Below are 17,590 nucleotides of genomic sequence, written 5' to 3' on the forward strand. Positions count from 1 at the left end.
CCGCGCCGGATGACGCGGACGCGGCTCGCGCATGAAAAAAGGCCGGTCCAACAGGACCGGCCTTCTGGTATCCGCCGAAACGACGCGGCGCTTAAACCTGCGCGCCCGCGTTCGGATCGTCCGGATCGTGCGCCGTCTTCTTTTCCTTGATCAGGTCTTCGCGCTTGATGCCGAGCCACATCGCGAGCGAGCCCGCGACGAACACCGACGAGTAGATGCCGAACATGATGCCGACCGTCAGCGCGAGCGCGAAGTAGTGCAGCGTCGGGCCGCCGAAGAAGAACATCGACAACACCATCATTTCCGTCGACGTGTGCGTGATGATCGTCCGCGACATCGTGGTCGTGATCGCGTGGTTGATCACTTCCGACACGCTCATCTTGCGTTCGCGGCGGAACGTTTCGCGGATCCGGTCGAAGATGACGACCGACTCGTTGACCGAGTAGCCGAGCACCGCGAGGATCGCCGCGAGCACCGCCAGCGAGAACTCCCACTGGAAGAACGCGAAGAAGCCGAGAATGATCACGACGTCGTGCAGGTTCGCGATGATGCCGGCGACCGCGTACTTCCATTCGAAGCGGATCGACAGGTAGATCACGATGCCGATCACCACGCACGCGAGCGCGAGGAGACCGTCGGTCGCGAGCTCGCGGCCGACCTGCGGGCCGACGAACTCGACGCGCTGCAGCGTCACGTCGGGGCTCTGCGCCTTCAGCGCAGTCATCACCTGGTCGCTCTGCTGCGCGGACGTGAGGCCTTCCTTCAACTGCAGGCGGATCAGCACGTTGCGCGACGTGCCGAAGTTCTGCACCTGCGCGTCGGCGTAGCCGAGCTTGCCGAGCGTGTCGCGCACGGGTTCGAGCTGTGCGGCCTGCTGGTACTGCACCTCGATCACCGTGCCGCCGGTGAATTCGACGGACAGGTGCAGCCCGCGGTGGAACAGGAAGAACACGGCGGCGAGGAACGTGACCAGCGAGATCACGTTGAACACCAGCGCGTGCCGCATGAACGGAATGTCTTTACGGATGCGGAAAAATTCCATGGCTTCGTCTCCGGGGCCTTATTGGGTCGAGCCCGGTTTCTTCGGCGACACGCCTTGCTGCGCGCGGTTGCGCAACTGCGGCTTGCCGGCACGCGGTGCGTTGCCCTTCGCGGGTGCGGCGAGCTTCGCGGCGCGCGCGGTGTCGGTCGATTCGTCGGCCGCGGCGAACGAGGCGCCGGCCGTGGCGCCTTCCGGCTTCCAGACCTGGCCGATCGCGAGCGACTTCAGCTTCTTGCGGCCGCCGTACCAGAGGTTGACGATCCCGCGCGAGAAGAACACCGCGGAGAACATCGACGTCAGGATGCCGAGGCAGTGCACGATCGCGAACGCGCGAACCGGGCCCGAGCCGAATGCGAGCAGCGCGAGGCCGGCGATCAGCGTCGTGACGTTCGAGTCGAGAATCGTCGCCCATGCGTGCGCGTAGCCGGCCTGGATCGCGGTCTGCGGCGGCTGGCCGGCGCGCAGTTCTTCACGCACGCGCTCGTTGATCAGCACGTTCGAGTCGATCGCCATGCCGAGCGCGAGCGCGATTGCCGCGATACCGGGCAGCGTCAGCGTCGCCTGCATCAGCGACAGCACCGCGACGAGCAGCAGCAGGTTCACCGACAGGCCGATCACCGAGATCACGCCGAACAGCATGTAGTACGCGATCATGAACACGGCGATCGCGCAGAAGCCCCAGATCACCGAGTGGACGCCCATCTTGATGTTGTCCGCGCCGAGGCTCGGGCCAATCGTGCGTTCCTCGATGATGTCCATCGGTGCGGCGAGCGAACCGGCGCGCAGCAGCAGCGCGAGGTCGGCCGCGGCCTGCGGCGTCGGCTGGCCCGTGATCTGGAAGCGGTCGCCGAGTTCGGACTGGATCGTCGCGACCGTCAGCACCTCGCCCTTGCCCTTCTCGAACAGCACCATCGCCATCGGCTTGCCGATGTTCTCGCGCGACACCGCGCGCACCGAGCGGCCGCCCGCCGAGTCGAGGCGGATGTTGACCGACGGACGCTGGTGTTCGTCGAAGCCGGCCGACGCATCGATGATGCGGTCGCCGGTGAAGATCACGTCCTTCTTCAGCAGCACGGGCGCCTGGTTGCCCTGCGTGAACAGCTCCTCGCCCGGCGGCACGGGGTCGTTCGGGTTCGGGTGCGTGTTGATCGGATCGGCGAGGCGCGCCTCGAGCGTCGCGGTGCGGCCGATGATGTCCTTGGCCTTCGCGGTGTCCTGCACGCCCGGCAGTTCGACGACGATGCGGTCGCTGCCTTGCTGCTGCAGGATCGGCTCGGACACGCCGAGTTCGTTCACGCGGTTGTGGAGCGTCGTCAGGTTCTGCTTGAGCGCGGCGTCCTCGACGGCTTTCTGCACGGCCGGCGTGAACGTGCCGACGACTTGCGTGCCGCCGCCGCCGGGCTGGGTCGCCCATTGCAGTTCGGTGACCGACGCGGCGAGCACCTTGCGGGCGTCTTCCGCCGTCTGCGCGTCGCTGAAGTTGACGACGACGGACTGGTCGACGCGACTCACGCCGCCGTCGCGGATGTTCTTGTCGCGCAGCAGCGTGCGCGCGTCGGACGCGTCGGAGTCGAGCTTCTTCGTGAGCGCGCCCGTCATGTCGACCTGGAGCAGGAAGTGGACACCGCCGCGCAGGTCGAGGCCGAGATACATCGGCAGTGCGTGCAGCGCGGTCAGCCAGCGCGGAGACGCGCTTTGCAGGTTCAGTGCGACGACGTACTGCGGATCGTTCGGATCGGCGTTCAGCGACTTCTGCAGCAGGTCCTTGACGCGCAGCTGCGTATCGGTGTCCTTCAGGCGCACGCGGATGTTCGCGTTGGACGCCGTGTTCTCGAAGGTGACGTCGTCCGGCGTGATCTGCGCGGAGGCAAGCGCGGATTCGACCTGGGTCAGCGTGGTCGAGTCGAGCTTGACCGTGGCCTTGCCGCTCGACACCTGCACCGCCGGCGCTTCGCCGAAGAAGTTGGGCAATGTGTACAGAAGGCCGATGGCGAGCGCCACGACCATCACGACATATTTCCAGAGTGGATAACGATTCATGAGGGGGCCGAACGGGTGGTTGGCGTGAAAGCGTCGCGTCCGGCGCCGCGGCGGCCCGCTCTCTCAGGCGGGCACGACGCGGGGAGCCGGACGCTCGGTAAAAGCCTTACAGCGACTTGATCGTGCCCTTCGGCAGAATGGTCGTGACGGCAGCCTTCTGCACGGTGATTTCGGTGCCTTCGGCGATTTCGACGCCGATGTAGCCTTCGGTGACCTTCGTCACCTTGCCGACGAGGCCGCCGCTCGTGACGACTTCGTCGCCCTTCGCCATGGCCGCGAGCATGTTGCGGTGTTCCTTCTGGCGCTTCATCTGCGGACGGATCATGATGAAGTACAGCACCGCGAACATCAGGATGAGCGGCAGGAAGCTCATCAGGCTCGATTCGGCGCCACCGGCACCTTGCGCGAAGGCATTGGAAATGAACGGCACGTTGGTCTCTCCGTAGGGGAAGATCGAAAATTAAGCCGGTTATTCTACCACCGGCCCCATGTGCAAACGGCGCAGCAAATGCGCTTTCGGATCAAGCTGTTAAAGCATGAAACGGCACCGTTGCGGCTCGTTTGGAAAGGTAATTGTAATATTCGGCGGCCGCGACCGGCGGTCGGGACGCGATATTTAGTACATGTCTTATGTGACGTGGCGCGGTGCGGGCAGCGGTGCGGGCCGCCGCCCGGTCAGTCGACCCCTCTCGCGCGATCCTCCGCGAAGCGCTGGCGGAACGCGTCGAACGTATGGGTCTCGATCGCGTCGCGGATCTCGCTCATCAGCTGCAGGTAGTAGTGCAGGTTGTGGATCGTGTTGAGCTGCGCGCCGAGGATTTCGCCGACGCGGTGCAGGTGGTGCAGGTAGCCGCGCGAAAAGTTCTGGCACGTGTAGCACGTGCAGCTCGGGTCGAGCGGCTTCAGCGAATTCTTGTGCGTCGCGTTGCGGATCTTCACGTCGCCGAAGCGCGTGAAGAGCCAGCCGTTGCGTGCGTTGCGGGTCGGCATCACGCAGTCGAACATGTCGACGCCGTTCGCGACGCCCTCGACCAGATCCTCCGGCGTGCCGACGCCCATCAGGTAGTGCGGCTTGTTGGCCGGCAGCTTCGGGCCGACGTGCCGCAGCACGCGCATCATGTCTTCCTTCGGCTCGCCGACCGACAGCCCGCCGATCGCGAGGCCGTGGAAGCCGAGCTCCGACAGGCCCGCGAGCGACTCGTCGCGCAGGTCCTCGAACATCCCGCCCTGGACGATCCCGAACAGCGCGTTCGGGTTGCCGAGCCGGTCGAACTCGTCGAGCGAGCGTTTCGCCCAGCGCAGGGACATGCGCATCGAGTCGGCCGCTTCCTTGTGCGTGGTCGGCACGCCGTTGGTTGCGTACGGCGTGCATTCGTCGAACTGCATCACGATGTCGGAGTTCAGCACCTTCTGGATCTGCATCGACACTTCCGGCGACAGGAACAGCTTGTCGCCGTTGATCGGCGATGCGAACGTCACGCCGTCCTCGGTGATCTTGCGCAGGTCGCCGAGCGAGAACACCTGGAAGCCGCCCGAGTCGGTCAGGATCGGCTTGTTCCAGCCCATGAAGCCGTGCAGGCCGCCGTGCGCGTCGATCGTCTCGAGGCCGGGGCGCAGCCACAGGTGGAACGTGTTGCCGAGGATGATCTGCGCCTTGATCTCGTGCAGCTCGCGCGGCTGGATCGCCTTCACGGTGCCGTACGTGCCGACCGGCATGAAGATCGGCGTCTCGACCACGCCGTGGTTGAGCTTCACGCGGCCGCGGCGCGCATGGCCGTCGGTCGTCAGCAGTTCGAATTCGAGCCCGTTGGCCGGGCGGTCCTGCACGGGAGCGTGCGTATCGTGGGATGAACCTTCGGTCATCGCGTCATTCTCCTTGCCACCGAAGAAGCCTTGCATGGGACCGGAGTATGCGCTGAAGCGCTGACTCCGGATCGCAAGTCCGGCGCATGTTGGAAACGCCGCCGGCAAGCCGGCGGCTGGGAAAAGCGGGGCGCGCGCCATCGGAGCGCGCGCAGCGGGACAACGGGTGCAACGGCGGCTGCGCGGTCGCGGGCCGGTGCGTCTTCGCACCTGCCGCGCTCACGCGCGCGGCGTCTCCGGCGTGTCGCGCCGCGTGAGCAGCATCGCATCGCCGTAGCTGAAGAAGCGGTAGCGTTCGTCGATCGCGTGCCGGTACGCGGCGCGGATCGTCTCGACGCCCGCGAACGCCGACACCAGCATCAGCAGCGTCGACTTCGGCAGGTGGAAGTTCGTCACGAGCCGGTCGACGACGCGGAAACGGTAGCCCGGCGTGATGAAGATGTCGGTCTCGGCCTGCGTCGCCGCGAGCGGGCGGCCCGCTTCGTCGGCGCTGCGCGCCGCGGCTTCGAGCGCGCGCATCGACGTCGTGCCGACCGCGATCACGTTGCCGCCGCGCGCGCGGGTCGCGGCGATCTTGTCGACGAGCGATTGCGGCAGGTCGTACCACTCGCTGTGCATCCGGTGCTCGGCGATGTTCTCGACGCGCACCGGCTGGAACGTGCCGGCGCCCACGTGCAGCGTCAGCGTCGCGCGCTCGACGCCCATCGCGTCGAGCTTCTCGAGCAGCGGCTGGTCGAAATGGAGCCCGGCCGTGGGCGCCGCGACCGCGCCCGGGTTGCTCGCATAGACGGTCTGGTAGCGCGTCTCGTCATTCGCGTCGGCGTCGTGCTCGATGTACGGCGGCAGCGGCAGGCGGCCGTGCTGCTCGATCAGCGTGAGGCACGGCTCCGGGAAATGCAGCGTGAAGAACGGCTCGACGCGCTCGCCGACCGTCACGTCGAACGCGTCGGCGAGACGCAGCGTCGTGCCGGCGCCCGGCGACTTGCTCGCGCGGATCTGCGCGAGCGCGGTGTGCGTGCCGGTCACGCGCTCGATCAGCACCTCGATCTTGCCGCCGCTGGCCTTCTGGCCGAAGAAACGCGCCTTCAGCACCTTGGTATCGTTGAACACGAGCAGGTCGCCGGGCGCGATACACGACGGCAGCTCGGCGAAGCGGCGGTCGACGAGGCGCGCGGGCTCGACGGTGCCATCGACCTCGAGCAGGCGGCTCGCGGTGCGGTCGGGCAGTGCGGTCTGCGCAATCAGCTCAGGGGGCAGATTGAAATCGAAATCGGAAAGCGTGAACATGCGGGCTGGTTCGAAACGGCCGGCGGGCGCCGCCGACAGGGCGGAAACGCATGAATGGGGCGCGCGAGCCGCTATGATGGCGGGATGCGCGGCCTGGCCGGCGTCGTTCGTTCGGACGACGTGAAAGCCGCTATTGTACTTGCCTTGCGAAGCACCCAGACGATCCGATGCCAGTGTCACCACGCCGTTCCTCCGCCGCCGTTGCCGATTCCGCCGATCCGTTCGACGCGGACGATGCCGCGTTACCCGCGCAAAGCGCGGAGCCGCGCGGCGGCGCGCCGCGCCGCGCGGGCCCGAAGCGCGGCGCCGACGGGCGGCTCGCGCAGCCGGCCGCCGCCGCGCCCGACGTCGATCCGGGCGCGGACGGCGACGAGGCGGGGGCAGCCGGCACGTCCGGGGCGAAGCGCAAGAAGAAGCCGGCCGCCGACAAACCCGTGAAGACCGCCGCCGTGAAGACCGCCGACAAGCTCGCGAAGCTCGGCCTCACGCGCTCGATCGATCTCGTGCTGCATCTGCCGATGCGCTACGAGGACGAAACCACGCTCACGCCGATCGGCGAACTGCTGCCGGGCGGCATCGCGCAGACCGAGGGCGTGGTGTTCGACAACGAAGTCGCATACCGGCCGCGGCGCCAGCTCGTCGTGAAGATCCAGGACGACGACGGCGAGCAGCTCGTGCTGCGCTTCCTCAATTTCTACGGCTCACAGGTCAAGCAGATGGCCGTCGGCCAGCGGCTGCGCGTGCGTGGCGACGTGCGCGGCGGCTTCTTCGGAATGGAGATGGTGCATCCGGCCGTGCGCGTCGTCGAAGCCGACGCGCCGCTGCCGCAGGTGCTCACGCCCGTCTATCCGAGCACGGCCGGCGTGTCGCAGGCGTATCTGCGCAAGGCGATCGAGAACGCGGTCGAGCGCACGCCGCTGCCCGAGCTGCTGCCGCCGGAGATCGAACGCGACTACCTGAAGCCGCTCGGCGTGCCGACGCTCGCGCAGGCCGTGCGGATCCTGCACCACCCGGCTGTCGATTCCGATGAAGCCGCGCTGATGGACGGCTCGCATCCGGCGTGGACGCGTATCAAGTTCGAGGAGCTGCTCGCGCAGCAGCTGTCGCTCAAGCGTGCGCACGAGGAGCGCCGCACGCGCGCGGCGCCCGCGATGCCGCGCCGCACCGCGGCCGATGCCGACGCGCTGACGACGCGTCTCTACGCGGCGCTGCCGTTCACGCTGACGGGCGCGCAGTCGCGCGTCGTCGACGAGATCGCGCACGACCTCACGCTTGCGCATCCGATGCAGCGGCTGCTGCAGGGTGACGTCGGCAGTGGCAAGACGGTCGTCGCGGCGCTGGCGGCCACGCAGGCGATCGACGCCGGCTACCAGGCCGCACTGATGGCGCCGACCGAAATCCTCGCGGAGCAGCACGCACGCAAGCTGCGCGCGTGGCTCGAACCGCTCGGCGTCTCGGTCGCATGGCTCGCGGGCAGCCTGAAGGCGAAGGAGAAGCGCGCGGCGATCGAAGCCGCGGCGCTCGGCACCGCGCAGCTCGTGATCGGCACGCACGCGATCATCCAGGACACGGTCGAATTCGCGCGGCTCGGCCTCGTGATCGTCGACGAGCAGCACCGTTTCGGCGTCGAGCAGCGTCTCGCGCTGCGCGCGAAGGCCGCGAACGCGGCCAACGGCGCGCGCGATTTCCAGCCGCACCAGCTGATGATGTCGGCCACGCCGATTCCGCGCACGCTCGCGATGACGTATTACGCGGATCTCGAGGTGTCGACGATCGACGAGCTGCCGCCGGGCCGCACGCCGGTGTTGACGCGCCTCGTCGGCGATGCGCGGCGCGAAGAGGTGATTGCCCGCGTGCGCGAGGCCGCGCTGACCGGCCGCCAGGTGTACTGGGTGTGTCCGCTGATCGAGGAGAGCGAGACGCTGCAGCTGCAGACGGCCGTCGAGACTTACGAGACGCTGGCCGAGGCGTTGCACGAGCTGAAGGTCGGGCTCGTGCACGGGCGGCTGTCGCCGGCCGACAAGGCGGCCGTGATGGAAGCCTTCACGCGCAACGAGGTGCAGTTGCTCGTCGCGACGACCGTGATCGAGGTCGGCGTCGACGTGCCGAACGCGTCGCTGATGGTGATCGAGCACGCGGAGCGCTTCGGCCTCGCGCAGCTGCATCAGTTGCGCGGCCGCGTCGGGCGCGGCACCGCGGCGTCGGTCTGCGTGCTGCTTTATACGGGCCCGCTGTCGCTGACCGGCCGCGAGCGGCTCAAGACGATGCGTGAGACGACCGACGGCTTCGAGATCGCGCGGCGCGACCTCGAAATCCGCGGCCCCGGCGAATTCCTCGGCGCGCGCCAGTCCGGCGCCGCGATGCTGCGCTTCGCGAACCTCGAGACCGACGGCTGGCTGATCGACCCGGCCCGCGATGCGGCAGCGCGACTGATCGCCGCGTATCCCGACGTGGTCACGCAGCATCTCGCGCGCTGGCTCGGCGCGCGGGAGCAGTACCTGAAGGCCTGATTCGCGCATTCGGGGACGGATTTAAAACCGCCATTCGGCGGCGATTCGGCGCATCGCGATGCAGAGAAACTTGGCGAATCGGTGCCAACGGGTGTATAAATTAAACCTATCGCCTGTATATCCCTGATTGACCCACAATGACCCTGACTGAATTGAAGTACATCGTCGCGGTCGCGCGCGAGCGGCATTTCGGTCGCGCGGCCGAAGCATGCTTCGTGAGCCAGCCGACGCTATCGGTGGCGATCAAGAAGCTGGAAGACGAGCTCAACGTGCAGATTTTCGAGCGCGGCGCGAGCGAAGTGAGCGTGACCCCGATCGGCGACCAGATCGTCACGCAAGCGCAGCGCGTGCTCGAGCAGACCTTCGCGATCAAGGAGATCGCGAAGCAGGGCAAGGACCCGCTCGTCGGCCCGTTCCGGCTCGGCGTGATCTACACGATCGGGCCGTACCTGCTGCCGACGCTCGTCAAGCAGATGATCCAGCGCGTGCCGCAGATGCCGCTGATGCTGCAGGAGAATTACACGCTGAAGCTGCTCGAACTGCTGAAGCAGGGCGAAATCGACGCCGCGATCATGGCGCTGCCGTTCCCCGAAACCGGCCTGATGGTGCGGCCGCTGTACGACGAGCCGTTCGTCGTCGCGCTGCCGGCCGGCCATCCGTGGGAGAAGCGCAACGAGATCGATGCCGAGGATCTGAAGCAGGAAACCATGCTGCTGCTCGGCAACGGTCACTGCTTCCGCGACCACGTGCTCGGCGTGTGCCCGGAACTGATGCGCTTCTCGCAGACGGCCGACGGTATCCAGAAGACCTTCGAAGGCTCGTCGCTCGAAACGATTCGCCATATGGTCGCGAGCGGTGTCGGCATCACGGTGCTGCCGCGGATGTCGGTCGCCGAGATCGGCCCGCGCGCGAACGGTCCCGACGCCGAGTTGCTGTCGTACGTGCCGTTCAACGAGCCGGTGCCGGATCGCCGCGTCGTGCTGGTGTGGCGCAAGAGCTTCACGCGGATGCCGGCGATCGACGCGATCAGCGAGGCGATCGCCGCGTGCGATCTGCCGGGCGTCGCGAAGCTCGACATGCCCGCGACGATGAATTGAGCAGGGTGCGGTGCATCTGAGGCAGGCAGTCAACGGGGTCTCGCGACCCCGTTTATTTTTGCCTATCGAATAGATGAAATTTATCAAATTCAAATAAACGATAGAAATGCCTAGAATCCTTTCCATGGATTGCACCGGATCGGTGGTCCGATTTGCACGTTGAGTGCAGGTGTCAAAGGAGGATGTCATGATGCGGTCGGTATTGCAGCACGCGCAGCGGAACATCCCGTCGCGCGACGAGGTCGTAAATCGCGCGAGGGCCGCGGCCCGGAGCCTGCGCCCGATTGCGTTCGCGTATCTGGCGGACCGTGTGTATGGCGGATGAGTGCCGCGGCATGCCGGTTCCGTGTTCCCCGACTCACTGCCGTTCAGCCATGAGGGAGCATTGCATGTCCGAAGTCCCGCAGCCCGCATCGAAGGCCACGCCGCCTGCCACCCCGTAGCACGACAGGACCAACCTGTTCCGTTTCATCCCCCCGCAATGCTCCACGAACCGCGCCAGGCAAGTGGGGGCTTACGAGCAAGTAAAGGAGAAAAAAGCATGTCGACCGAATCGAAATGTCCGTTCAACCATACGGCGGCCGGCGGCACGTCGAACAAGGACTGGTGGCCGAACCAGCTCAATCTCAACATCCTGCATCGGCACTCGGCGCTGTCCGATCCGATGGACAAGGATTTCGACTACGCGGAAGCGTTCAAGAAGCTCGACCTCGCGGCGGTGAAGCGCGACCTGCAGGCGCTGATGACGACGTCGCAGGACTGGTGGCCGGCCGACTTCGGCCACTACGGTGGCCTGTTCATCCGGATGGCCTGGCACAGCGCCGGCACGTACCGGACCGCCGACGGCCGTGGCGGCGCGGGCGGCGGGCAACAGCGCTTCGCCCCGCTGAACAGCTGGCCGGACAACGGCAACCTCGACAAGGCGCGCCGGCTGCTGTGGCCGATCAAGCAGAAATACGGCCGCAACATCTCGTGGGCCGACCTGATGATCCTGACCGGCAACGTCGCGCTCGAGTCGATGGGCTTCAAGACTTTCGGCTTCGCCGGCGGCCGCGTCGACACGTGGGAACCGGACGACGTCTACTGGGGTTCGGAAAAGATCTGGCTGGAACTGAGCGGCGGCCCGAACAGCCGTTACTCGGGCGACCGTGACCTCGAGAATCCGCTCGCGGCCGTGCAGATGGGTCTCATCTACGTGAACCCGGAAGGCCCGGACGGCAACCCCGACCCGGTCGCGGCGGCACGCGACATCCGCGAGACGTTCGCGCGGATGGCGATGAACGACGAAGAGACGGTCGCGCTGATCGCCGGCGGCCACACGTTCGGCAAGACGCACGGCGCGGGCCCCGCATCGAACGTCGGTCCGGAACCGGAAGCGGCCGGCATCGAGCAGCAGGGTCTCGGCTGGAAGAGCACGTACGCATCGGGCAAGGGCCGCGACGCGATCACGAGCGGCCTCGAAGTCACGTGGACGTCGACCCCGACGAAGTGGAGCAACGACTTCTTCAAGCACCTGTTCAGCTATGAATGGGAACTGACGAAAAGCCCGGCCGGCGCGCATCAGTGGGTCGCGAAGGGCGCCGACGCGGTGATTCCGGATGCGTTCGATCCGGCGAAGAAGCATCGCCCGACGATGCTGACGACCGACCTGTCGCTGCGTTTCGACCCGGCCTACGAGAAGATCTCGCGCCGCTTCTACGAGAACCCGGCCGAGTTCGCCGACGCGTTCGCGCGCGCCTGGTTCAAGCTCACGCACCGCGACATGGGCCCGCGCGCCCGCTATCTCGGCCCGGAAGTGCCGGCCGAGCAACTGCTGTGGCAGGACCCGATCCCGGCTGTCGATCACAAGCTGATCGATGACGCCGACGTCGCGGCGCTGAAGGCGAAGGTGCTTGCATCGGGCCTGTCGGTCGCGCAGCTCGTGTCGACCGCATGGGCGTCGGCCTCGACGTTCCGCGGTTCGGACAAGCGCGGCGGCGCGAACGGTGCGCGCATCCGCCTGGCGCCGCAGAAGGACTGGGAAGTGAACCAGCCGGCCGCGCTTGCGACGGTGCTCGAGACGCTGGAAGGTGTGCAGAAGGCGTTCAACGATGCGCAGACGGGCGGCAAGAAGGTGTCGCTCGCCGACCTGATCGTGCTGGCCGGTGCGGCCGGCGTCGAACAGGCCGCGAAGAACGCGGGTGTCGCGGTGACGGTGCCGTTCGCACCGGGCCGGATGGACGCGTCGCAGGAGCAGACCGATATCGAAGCGATGGCCGTGCTCGAGCCGGTTGCGGACGGTTTCCGCAACTACCTGAAGAGCGCGTACAAGACGCCGGCCGAGGCACTGCTGGTCGACAAGGCCCAGCTGCTGACGCTGAGCGGGCCGGAGCTGACGGTGCTCGTCGGCGGCCTGCGTGTGCTCGGCGCGAACGTCGGTGACTCAACGCACGGCGTGTTCACCGATCGTCCGGGCTCGCTGACCAACGACTTCTTCGTGAACCTGCTCGACATGGGCACGGAGTGGAAGCCGGTGTCGGCCGCGAACGACGTGTTCGAAGGGCGCGATCGTGCGTCGGGCCAGGTCAAGTGGACGGGTACGCGGGTCGACCTGATCTTCGGTTCGCACTCGCAGTTGCGTGCGCTGGCCGAGGTGTACGGCAGCGCGGACGCGAACGAGAAGTTCGTGCGGGATTTCGTCGCGGCCTGGAACAAGGTGATGAACCTCGACCGCTTCGACCTCGCGTGAATGTCGCGATGCGGTAACGCAGTTTCGCTGTAACGTGAAACGGCCGGTCGCACGACCGGCCGTTTTTTCTTCAAGGATCGTGTCGAAGGAGTGACGATCATGACGCAAATGATGCTGAACATGCGCACCGCGTTCACGCCGGCCGAGTGGGCGCGGCGTATCGTCGGTTTCGCGATCGTCGTCGGCGGTGCGGCCGAGCTGGTCGCGCAGGCGCTGCACGCGCTCGCGCCGCTCGTGTCGGGCGCCGGCGGCTGAGCGCGCGAATCGCTCGCCGCACCGGACCGGCGAGGCGTGAACGGATGCCGTGCGACGCGGTATGCGAATTGCTCGACGCATTTTCTCCGCTTCAACATTTCGAATGAGGAGTTCCGAAGATGGCCAGGAAAGGCAACGCCACGCAGATCAACATCGGCATCAGCGACAAGGACCGCAGGAAAATCGCGGACGGCCTGTCGCGCCTGCTTGCCGATACGTTCTCGCTTTACCTGAAGACCCACAATTTCCACTGGAACGTCACTGGTCCGATGTTCAACACGCTGCACCTGATGTTCGAAGCGCAGTACAACGAACTGTGGCTCGCGGTCGACTCGGTCGCCGAGCGCATTCGCACGCTCGGCGTCGTCGCGCCGGGCACCTTCGCGGATTTCGCGAAGCTGTCGTCGGTGCCGGAAGCGAACGGCGTGCCGGCGGCCGAAGAGATGATCCGTCAGCTCGTCGAAGGGCACGAGACGGTCGTGCGCACGGCGCGCGAAATCTTCCCGATCGCCGACGCGGCGAGCGACGAGCCGACCGCCGACCTGCTGACGCAGCGCCTGCAGACGCATGAAAAGACCGCGTGGATGCTGCGGTCGCTGCTCGCGTAAGTTCGACGCGACCGGTCGCCCGCCGCGCGGCCGGCATCGGCGGGCAGTCCGACCTCAAATCGGGGCCGGGTCGCCTGCATCGGATCGAATCCTGCCTTGGCCGCCGGTGCATGTTTGCCGCGCATCTGTCCCTTGATTTGCGGGCGGGACTGCTTCGGCCGCTTGCAGCGGGCCGGCGTGGCCGACGCGCGTACCGCGGCACGCGGGCGCGGGCCATCCCGACATGACGCGAACCGTGCCTCGGCTCTAAAATGCCGGGATTATCTTCCCGGTGCTTCGCCATGCTTGCCCGCTTTCCCCTGTATCTGCGGCTCGTCCGGATGGACAAGCCGATCGGCAGCCTGCTGCTGCTCTGGCCGACGCTCAACGCACTGTGGATCGCATCGGACGGCCATCCGCGCTGGTCGCTGCTCGTGATCTTCGCGCTCGGCACGCTGCTGATGCGCTCGGCCGGCTGTGCGATGAACGACTATGCCGACCGCGATTTCGACCGTCACGTGAAGCGCACGGCCGACCGGCCGCTGACGTCGGGCAAGATCCGCGCATGGGAAGCTGTCGCGATCGCGGTGGTGCTGTCGTTCATCGCGTTCCTGCTGATCCTGCCGCTCAACACGCTGACGAAGGAGTTGTCGGTCGTCGCCTTGTTCGTCGCCGGTTCGTATCCGTTCATGAAGCGATTCTTCGCGATTCCGCAGGCATATCTCGGCATCGCGTTCGGCTTCGGCATCCCGATGGCGTTCGCGGCCGTCCAGGACACGGTGCCGATGCTCGCATGGGTGATGCTGATCGCGAACATCTTCTGGTCGGTCGCGTACGACACCGAATACGCGATGGTCGACCGCGACGACGACATCAAGATCGGCATTCGCACGTCCGCGCTGACGTTCGGCCGCTTCGACGTCGCGGCCGTGATGGCGTGCTATGCGGTGACGCTCGGCATCTACGTATGGATCGGCGTGACGCTCGGCTTCGGTCTCGCGTACTGGGCCGGCTGGGCGGCGGCGGTCGGCTGCGCGCTGTATCACTACACGCTGATCAAGGGGCGCGAGCGGATGCCGTGCTTCGCGGCGTTCCGGCACAACAACTGGCTCGGCGGCGTGCTGTTCGCGGGGATCGCCGCGCATTACCTACTGGCGGGTGCGGCCGGCAACTGACGCGACCGCGCGCCGATGCGCGATGCCAGCAAAAAAGCGGCCGAGGCCGCTTTTTTGTTGCCGGTGCCGGAAACCCGGCGGCGGTCGCGGCGCTTATGCGCGGCCGAGCTCGTCGCCCATTTCCTTCGCGCGTGCCTCGGCTGCGAGCGCGCCGCGCACGATCGCTTCCTTCACGCCCTGCGCGTCGAACGACGCGAGCGCGGCGGCCGTCGTGCCGCCCTTCGACGTCACGCGCTCGCGCAGCACGCTTGCCGGCTCGCCCGATTGCGCGGCGAGTTGCGCGGCGCCCGCGAACGTTGCGACCGCAAGCGCGCGGCCCTGTTCGTCGTTCATGCCGAGGCGGCGCGCGGCTTCCTGCAGCGCTTCGATGAAATAGAACACGTAGGCCGGGCCGCTGCCCGAGATCGCCGTGACCGCATCGAGCTGCGCTTCGTCGTCGAACCACACGATCTCGCCGACCGCGCCGAGCACGTTCGACGCGAGCTCGCGACCGGCCGCGTCGACGCCCGGCAGCGCGGCGAGACCCGTCACGCCCATGCCGACCAGCGCGGGCGTGTTCGGCATCGTGCGCACGACGCGCGCGTAGTCGCCGAGCCAGCGGGCGAGGTCGGTGCCGCGGATGCCCGCCGCAATGCTGATCACGAGCTGCGATTTCAAATGCGGCGCGAGCGCCTGCGCGACGTCCTTCAGCACCTGCGGTTTCACCGCGAGCACGATCGCGTCGTAGTCCGCGAGCGTCGCGTCGATGGCCGCGCCGGTGCGGATGCCGAACTGCTGCGCCGTGCGCGCGCGGGCGTCCTCGTTGACGTCGATGGCATACAGGCCGTCAGCGGCGACGCCGCGCTTGATCAGGCCGCCGATGAGGGCCGCGGCCATGTTGCCGCCGCCGATGAATGCGATTTTCATGATGTCCGATTGAGCAGATGAGTGAACGGAAAGGCGGAAAAGGGCAGCGCTCAGTGCGAATAGTCGCGCGCGCCGAAGATCGCGGTGCCGACGCGCACGATCGTCGCGCCTTCGAGCACCGCGGCTTCGAGATCGGCGGACATGCCCATCGACAACGTGTCGAGCGGCAGGCCCTCGGCGCGCAATGCATCGAACAGCGCGCGCAGCGCGCGATGTGGCACGCGTTGCGCGTCGGTATCGCCGGCCGGTTCGGGAATCGCCATCAGGCCGCGCAGCCGCAGCGCCGGCAGCGCGGCGACCGCGCGCGCGACGTCGGCCACGTCGGCCGGCGCGACGCCGCTCTTCGACGCCTCGCCGCTGATGTTCACCTGCACGCACACGTTGAGCGGCGGCAGGTGCGCGGGGCGCTGTTCGGCGAGGCGCTGCGCGATCTTCAGCCGGTCGACCGAATGGACCCAGTCGAACCGTTCGGCGACCGGGCGCGTCTTGTTCGATTGCAGCGGCCCGATGAAATGCCATTCGAGGTCCGCGCGCAGGTCGGCGAGCGCGTCGATCTTGTCGATCGATTCCTGCACGTAGTTCTCGCCGAACGCGCGTTGTCCGGCCGCATGCGCGGCGCGCACGTCGTCGGCGGGAAACGTCTTCGACACGGCGAGCAGCGAGACGGTGGCGGGATCGCGGCCGGCCGCGCGGGCGGCGTCGGCGATGCGGCGGTGAACGGAATCGAGACGGGCGGCGAAGTCGGACATGACGGGCACGGAAGCAGGCACGGGGAAGCGATTACGGCGGCGAGTACGGTGACGAATGCGGCACGGCACGCGCCGCTTCGATTCGCTCATTATACGGACGCCGCCGCAGGTGCCGCGCTAGCCGTACAGCAGATGCTCGACGAGCTGAATCCAGTGCGTGACCGGAATCTGCGTGCCGCTTTGCAGGTGCGCGATGCAGCCGACGTTGCCGGACACGATCATCTGCGGCTCGAGTGCCTGCAGCTTCAGCAGCTTCTGCTTGCGCAGCCGGTACGACAGCGACGGCTGCGTCAGCGAATAGGTGCCGGCCGACCCGCAGCACAGATGACTGTCGGCCGGCAGCCGCACGTCGATGCCGAGCGTCTCGAGCAGGCGCTCGACCTTGCCGCGCGACTGCTGGCCGTGCTGCAGCGTGCACGGCGGGTGATACGCGACGGTATGGATCGCGCGGCGCCGCGCGAGCGTCGAGAGCTCGGCCTCGAACGCGAGCAGCACGTCGGAGATGTCGCGCGTCAGCGCGACGATGCGCTGCGCCTTCTCCGCATACGCCGGATCGTCGCGCAGCAGGTGCGCGTATTCGAGCACCGTCGCGCCGCAGCCCGATGCGTTCATCACGATCGCCTCTGCGCCTTGCTCGACGTACGGCCACCACGCGTCGATGTTGCGGCGCGCGTCGTCGAGCGCTTCGTCGTGATAGTTCAGGTGCAGGCGGATCGCGCCGCAGCACCCCGCGTCGGGTGCGACGATCGTCTCGACGCCGAGCGCATCGAGCACGCGCGCGGTCGCGATGTTGATGTTCGGCAGCATCGACGGCTGCACGCAGCCGGCGAGCATCAGCATCTTGCGCGGATGCGTGCGCTGCGGCCATTCGAGCAGCCGCGTGCGCGGCGGCACCTTGTCGCGCAGCCGTTTCGGCAAGAGCGGCCGCACGTGCTGGCCGAGCCGCATGATCGGCGAGAACAGCGCCTCGTTCGGCACGAGGCTCGCGAGCACGCGGCGCACGAGCCGCTGCTGCACGGGGCGCTGCACTTGCGCCTCGACGTGCTTGCGGCCGATCTCGACGAGCCGGCCGTACTGGACACCCGACGGGCAGGTCGTCTCGCAGCTGCGGCACGTGAGGCAGCGGTCGAGGTGCTGCTGCGTGCTGCGCGTGACGGGCGCGCCTTCGACCATCTGCTTGATCAGGTAGATGCGGCCGCGCGGGCCGTCGAGTTCGTCGCCGAGCAGTTGGTAGGTCGGGCACGTCGCGGTGCAGAAGCCGCAATGCACGCACTTGCGCAGGATCGCGTCGGCCTCGTCGCCGTCGGGCGTATTGCGGATGAAATCGGCGAGGTTCGTTTGCATCGAGCCC

14 protein-coding genes are annotated in these 17,590 nt (G+C 67.3%); 6 read left to right on the forward strand and 8 right to left on the reverse strand.

Annotation, left to right across the window (positions count from 1 at the left end):
• Window positions 1-91: 91 nt before the first annotated feature.
• The 5 genes from secF to queA form a co-directional block, all read right to left on the reverse strand.
• Window positions 92-1,042, reverse strand: a complete 951-nt coding sequence (secF, locus tag HWX25_RS16160; RefSeq protein ID WP_059465429.1) for a protein translocase subunit SecF — start codon at window positions 1,040-1,042, stop codon at window positions 92-94.
• 18 nt (window positions 1,043-1,060) lie between these two features.
• Entirely contained in the window at window positions 1,061-3,082 is a 2,022-nt protein-coding gene (secD, locus tag HWX25_RS16165) for a protein translocase subunit SecD (protein ID WP_059535377.1), read from the reverse strand.
• 106 nt (window positions 3,083-3,188) lie between these two features.
• Window positions 3,189-3,512: a preprotein translocase subunit YajC gene (yajC, locus tag HWX25_RS16170; protein WP_006476868.1), complete on the reverse strand. Its 324-nt coding sequence runs from the start codon at window positions 3,510-3,512 to the stop codon at window positions 3,189-3,191.
• Window positions 3,513-3,757: 245 nt separating this feature from the next.
• A complete protein-coding gene (gene tgt / locus HWX25_RS16175; RefSeq protein WP_175909111.1) occupies window positions 3,758-4,945 on the reverse strand; it encodes a tRNA guanosine(34) transglycosylase Tgt in 1,188 nt (395 codons plus the stop codon).
• A 219-nt stretch (window positions 4,946-5,164) separates the two neighbouring features.
• Window positions 5,165-6,232 carry a tRNA preQ1(34) S-adenosylmethionine ribosyltransferase-isomerase QueA gene (gene queA, locus HWX25_RS16180; RefSeq protein ID WP_175909113.1) on the reverse strand — a complete coding sequence of 356 codons (1,068 nt, stop codon included), beginning with the start codon at window positions 6,230-6,232 and terminating at the stop codon, window positions 5,165-5,167.
• 167 nt (window positions 6,233-6,399) lie between these two features.
• Between queA and recG the strand changes: the two genes are divergently transcribed.
• The 6 genes from recG (at window position 6,400) to ubiA (ending at window position 14,584) form a co-directional block, all read left to right on the forward strand.
• Entirely contained in the window at window positions 6,400-8,742 is a 2,343-nt protein-coding gene (recG, locus tag HWX25_RS16185) for an ATP-dependent DNA helicase RecG (protein WP_175909115.1), read from the forward strand.
• 137 nt (window positions 8,743-8,879) lie between these two features.
• Window positions 8,880-9,839, forward strand: coding sequence for a hydrogen peroxide-inducible genes activator (locus HWX25_RS16190; protein WP_059820468.1), 960 nt, complete (start codon window positions 8,880-8,882; stop codon window positions 9,837-9,839).
• Between the two features lie 541 nt (window positions 9,840-10,380).
• The gene (katG, locus tag HWX25_RS16195) at window positions 10,381-12,567 is read left to right on the forward strand and encodes a catalase/peroxidase HPI (protein WP_059820469.1); all 2,187 of its coding nucleotides are present in this window, start codon (window positions 10,381-10,383) and stop codon (window positions 12,565-12,567) included.
• A 99-nt stretch (window positions 12,568-12,666) separates the two neighbouring features.
• Window positions 12,667-12,822, forward strand: a complete 156-nt coding sequence (locus HWX25_RS16200; protein WP_175909117.1) for a hypothetical protein — start codon at window positions 12,667-12,669, stop codon at window positions 12,820-12,822.
• Window positions 12,823-12,941: 119 nt separating this feature from the next.
• Window positions 12,942-13,430: a non-specific DNA-binding protein DpsA gene (dpsA, locus tag HWX25_RS16205; protein WP_175909119.1), complete on the forward strand. Its 489-nt coding sequence runs from the start codon at window positions 12,942-12,944 to the stop codon at window positions 13,428-13,430.
• A 281-nt stretch (window positions 13,431-13,711) separates the two neighbouring features.
• A complete protein-coding gene (gene ubiA, locus HWX25_RS16210) occupies window positions 13,712-14,584 on the forward strand; it encodes a 4-hydroxybenzoate octaprenyltransferase (RefSeq protein ID WP_175909121.1) in 873 nt (290 codons plus the stop codon).
• Window positions 14,585-14,677: 93 nt separating this feature from the next.
• Here ubiA and proC read toward each other — a convergent pair whose 3' ends face one another.
• The 3 genes from proC to glcF all read right to left on the reverse strand — a co-directional run bounded on the left by proC (window position 14,678) and on the right by glcF (window position 17,583).
• Window positions 14,678-15,490, reverse strand: coding sequence for a pyrroline-5-carboxylate reductase (proC, locus tag HWX25_RS16215; RefSeq protein WP_175909123.1), 813 nt, complete (start codon window positions 15,488-15,490; stop codon window positions 14,678-14,680).
• A gap of 50 nt (window positions 15,491-15,540) precedes the next feature.
• Window positions 15,541-16,239 (reverse strand): YggS family pyridoxal phosphate-dependent enzyme, encoded by a 699-nt coding sequence (locus HWX25_RS16220; protein ID WP_059535387.1) that lies wholly within the window; start codon window positions 16,237-16,239, stop codon window positions 15,541-15,543.
• Window positions 16,240-16,356: 117 nt separating this feature from the next.
• The gene (gene glcF, locus HWX25_RS16225; protein ID WP_059535389.1) at window positions 16,357-17,583 is read right to left on the reverse strand and encodes a glycolate oxidase subunit GlcF; all 1,227 of its coding nucleotides are present in this window, start codon (window positions 17,581-17,583) and stop codon (window positions 16,357-16,359) included.
• Window positions 17,584-17,590 lie beyond the last annotated feature (7 nt).

Origin of the sequence: Burkholderia sp. BCC1640, from assembly GCF_902833125.1 — a bacterium.
Lineage (GTDB): Bacteria > Pseudomonadota > Gammaproteobacteria > Burkholderiales > Burkholderiaceae > Burkholderia > Burkholderia diffusa.

What these genes read in the sequence shown, in the direction of transcription:
- HWX25_RS16220 (WP_059535387.1), bottom strand. Translation starts at nt 16,239, where the DNA reads ATGTCCGACTTCGCCGCCCGTCTCGATTCCGTTCACCGCCGCATCGCC.
- queA (WP_175909113.1), bottom strand. Translation starts at nt 6,232, where the DNA reads ATGTTCACGCTTTCCGATTTCGATTTCAATCTGCCCCCTGAGCTGATT.
- secD (WP_059535377.1), bottom strand. Translation starts at nt 3,082, where the DNA reads ATGAATCGTTATCCACTCTGGAAATATGTCGTGATGGTCGTGGCGCTC.
- recG (WP_175909115.1), top strand. Translation starts at nt 6,400, where the DNA reads ATGCCAGTGTCACCACGCCGTTCCTCCGCCGCCGTTGCCGATTCCGCC.
- ubiA (WP_175909121.1), top strand. Translation starts at nt 13,712, where the DNA reads ATGCTTGCCCGCTTTCCCCTGTATCTGCGGCTCGTCCGGATGGACAAG.
- HWX25_RS16190 (WP_059820468.1), top strand. Translation starts at nt 8,880, where the DNA reads ATGACCCTGACTGAATTGAAGTACATCGTCGCGGTCGCGCGCGAGCGG.
- proC (WP_175909123.1), bottom strand. Translation starts at nt 15,490, where the DNA reads ATGAAAATCGCATTCATCGGCGGCGGCAACATGGCCGCGGCCCTCATC.
- katG (WP_059820469.1), top strand. Translation starts at nt 10,381, where the DNA reads ATGTCGACCGAATCGAAATGTCCGTTCAACCATACGGCGGCCGGCGGC.
- tgt (WP_175909111.1), bottom strand. Translation starts at nt 4,945, where the DNA reads ATGACCGAAGGTTCATCCCACGATACGCACGCTCCCGTGCAGGACCGC.
- dpsA (WP_175909119.1), top strand. Translation starts at nt 12,942, where the DNA reads ATGGCCAGGAAAGGCAACGCCACGCAGATCAACATCGGCATCAGCGAC.
- HWX25_RS16200 (WP_175909117.1), top strand. Translation starts at nt 12,667, where the DNA reads ATGACGCAAATGATGCTGAACATGCGCACCGCGTTCACGCCGGCCGAG.
- secF (WP_059465429.1), bottom strand. Translation starts at nt 1,042, where the DNA reads ATGGAATTTTTCCGCATCCGTAAAGACATTCCGTTCATGCGGCACGCG.
- glcF (WP_059535389.1), bottom strand. Translation starts at nt 17,583, where the DNA reads ATGCAAACGAACCTCGCCGATTTCATCCGCAATACGCCCGACGGCGAC.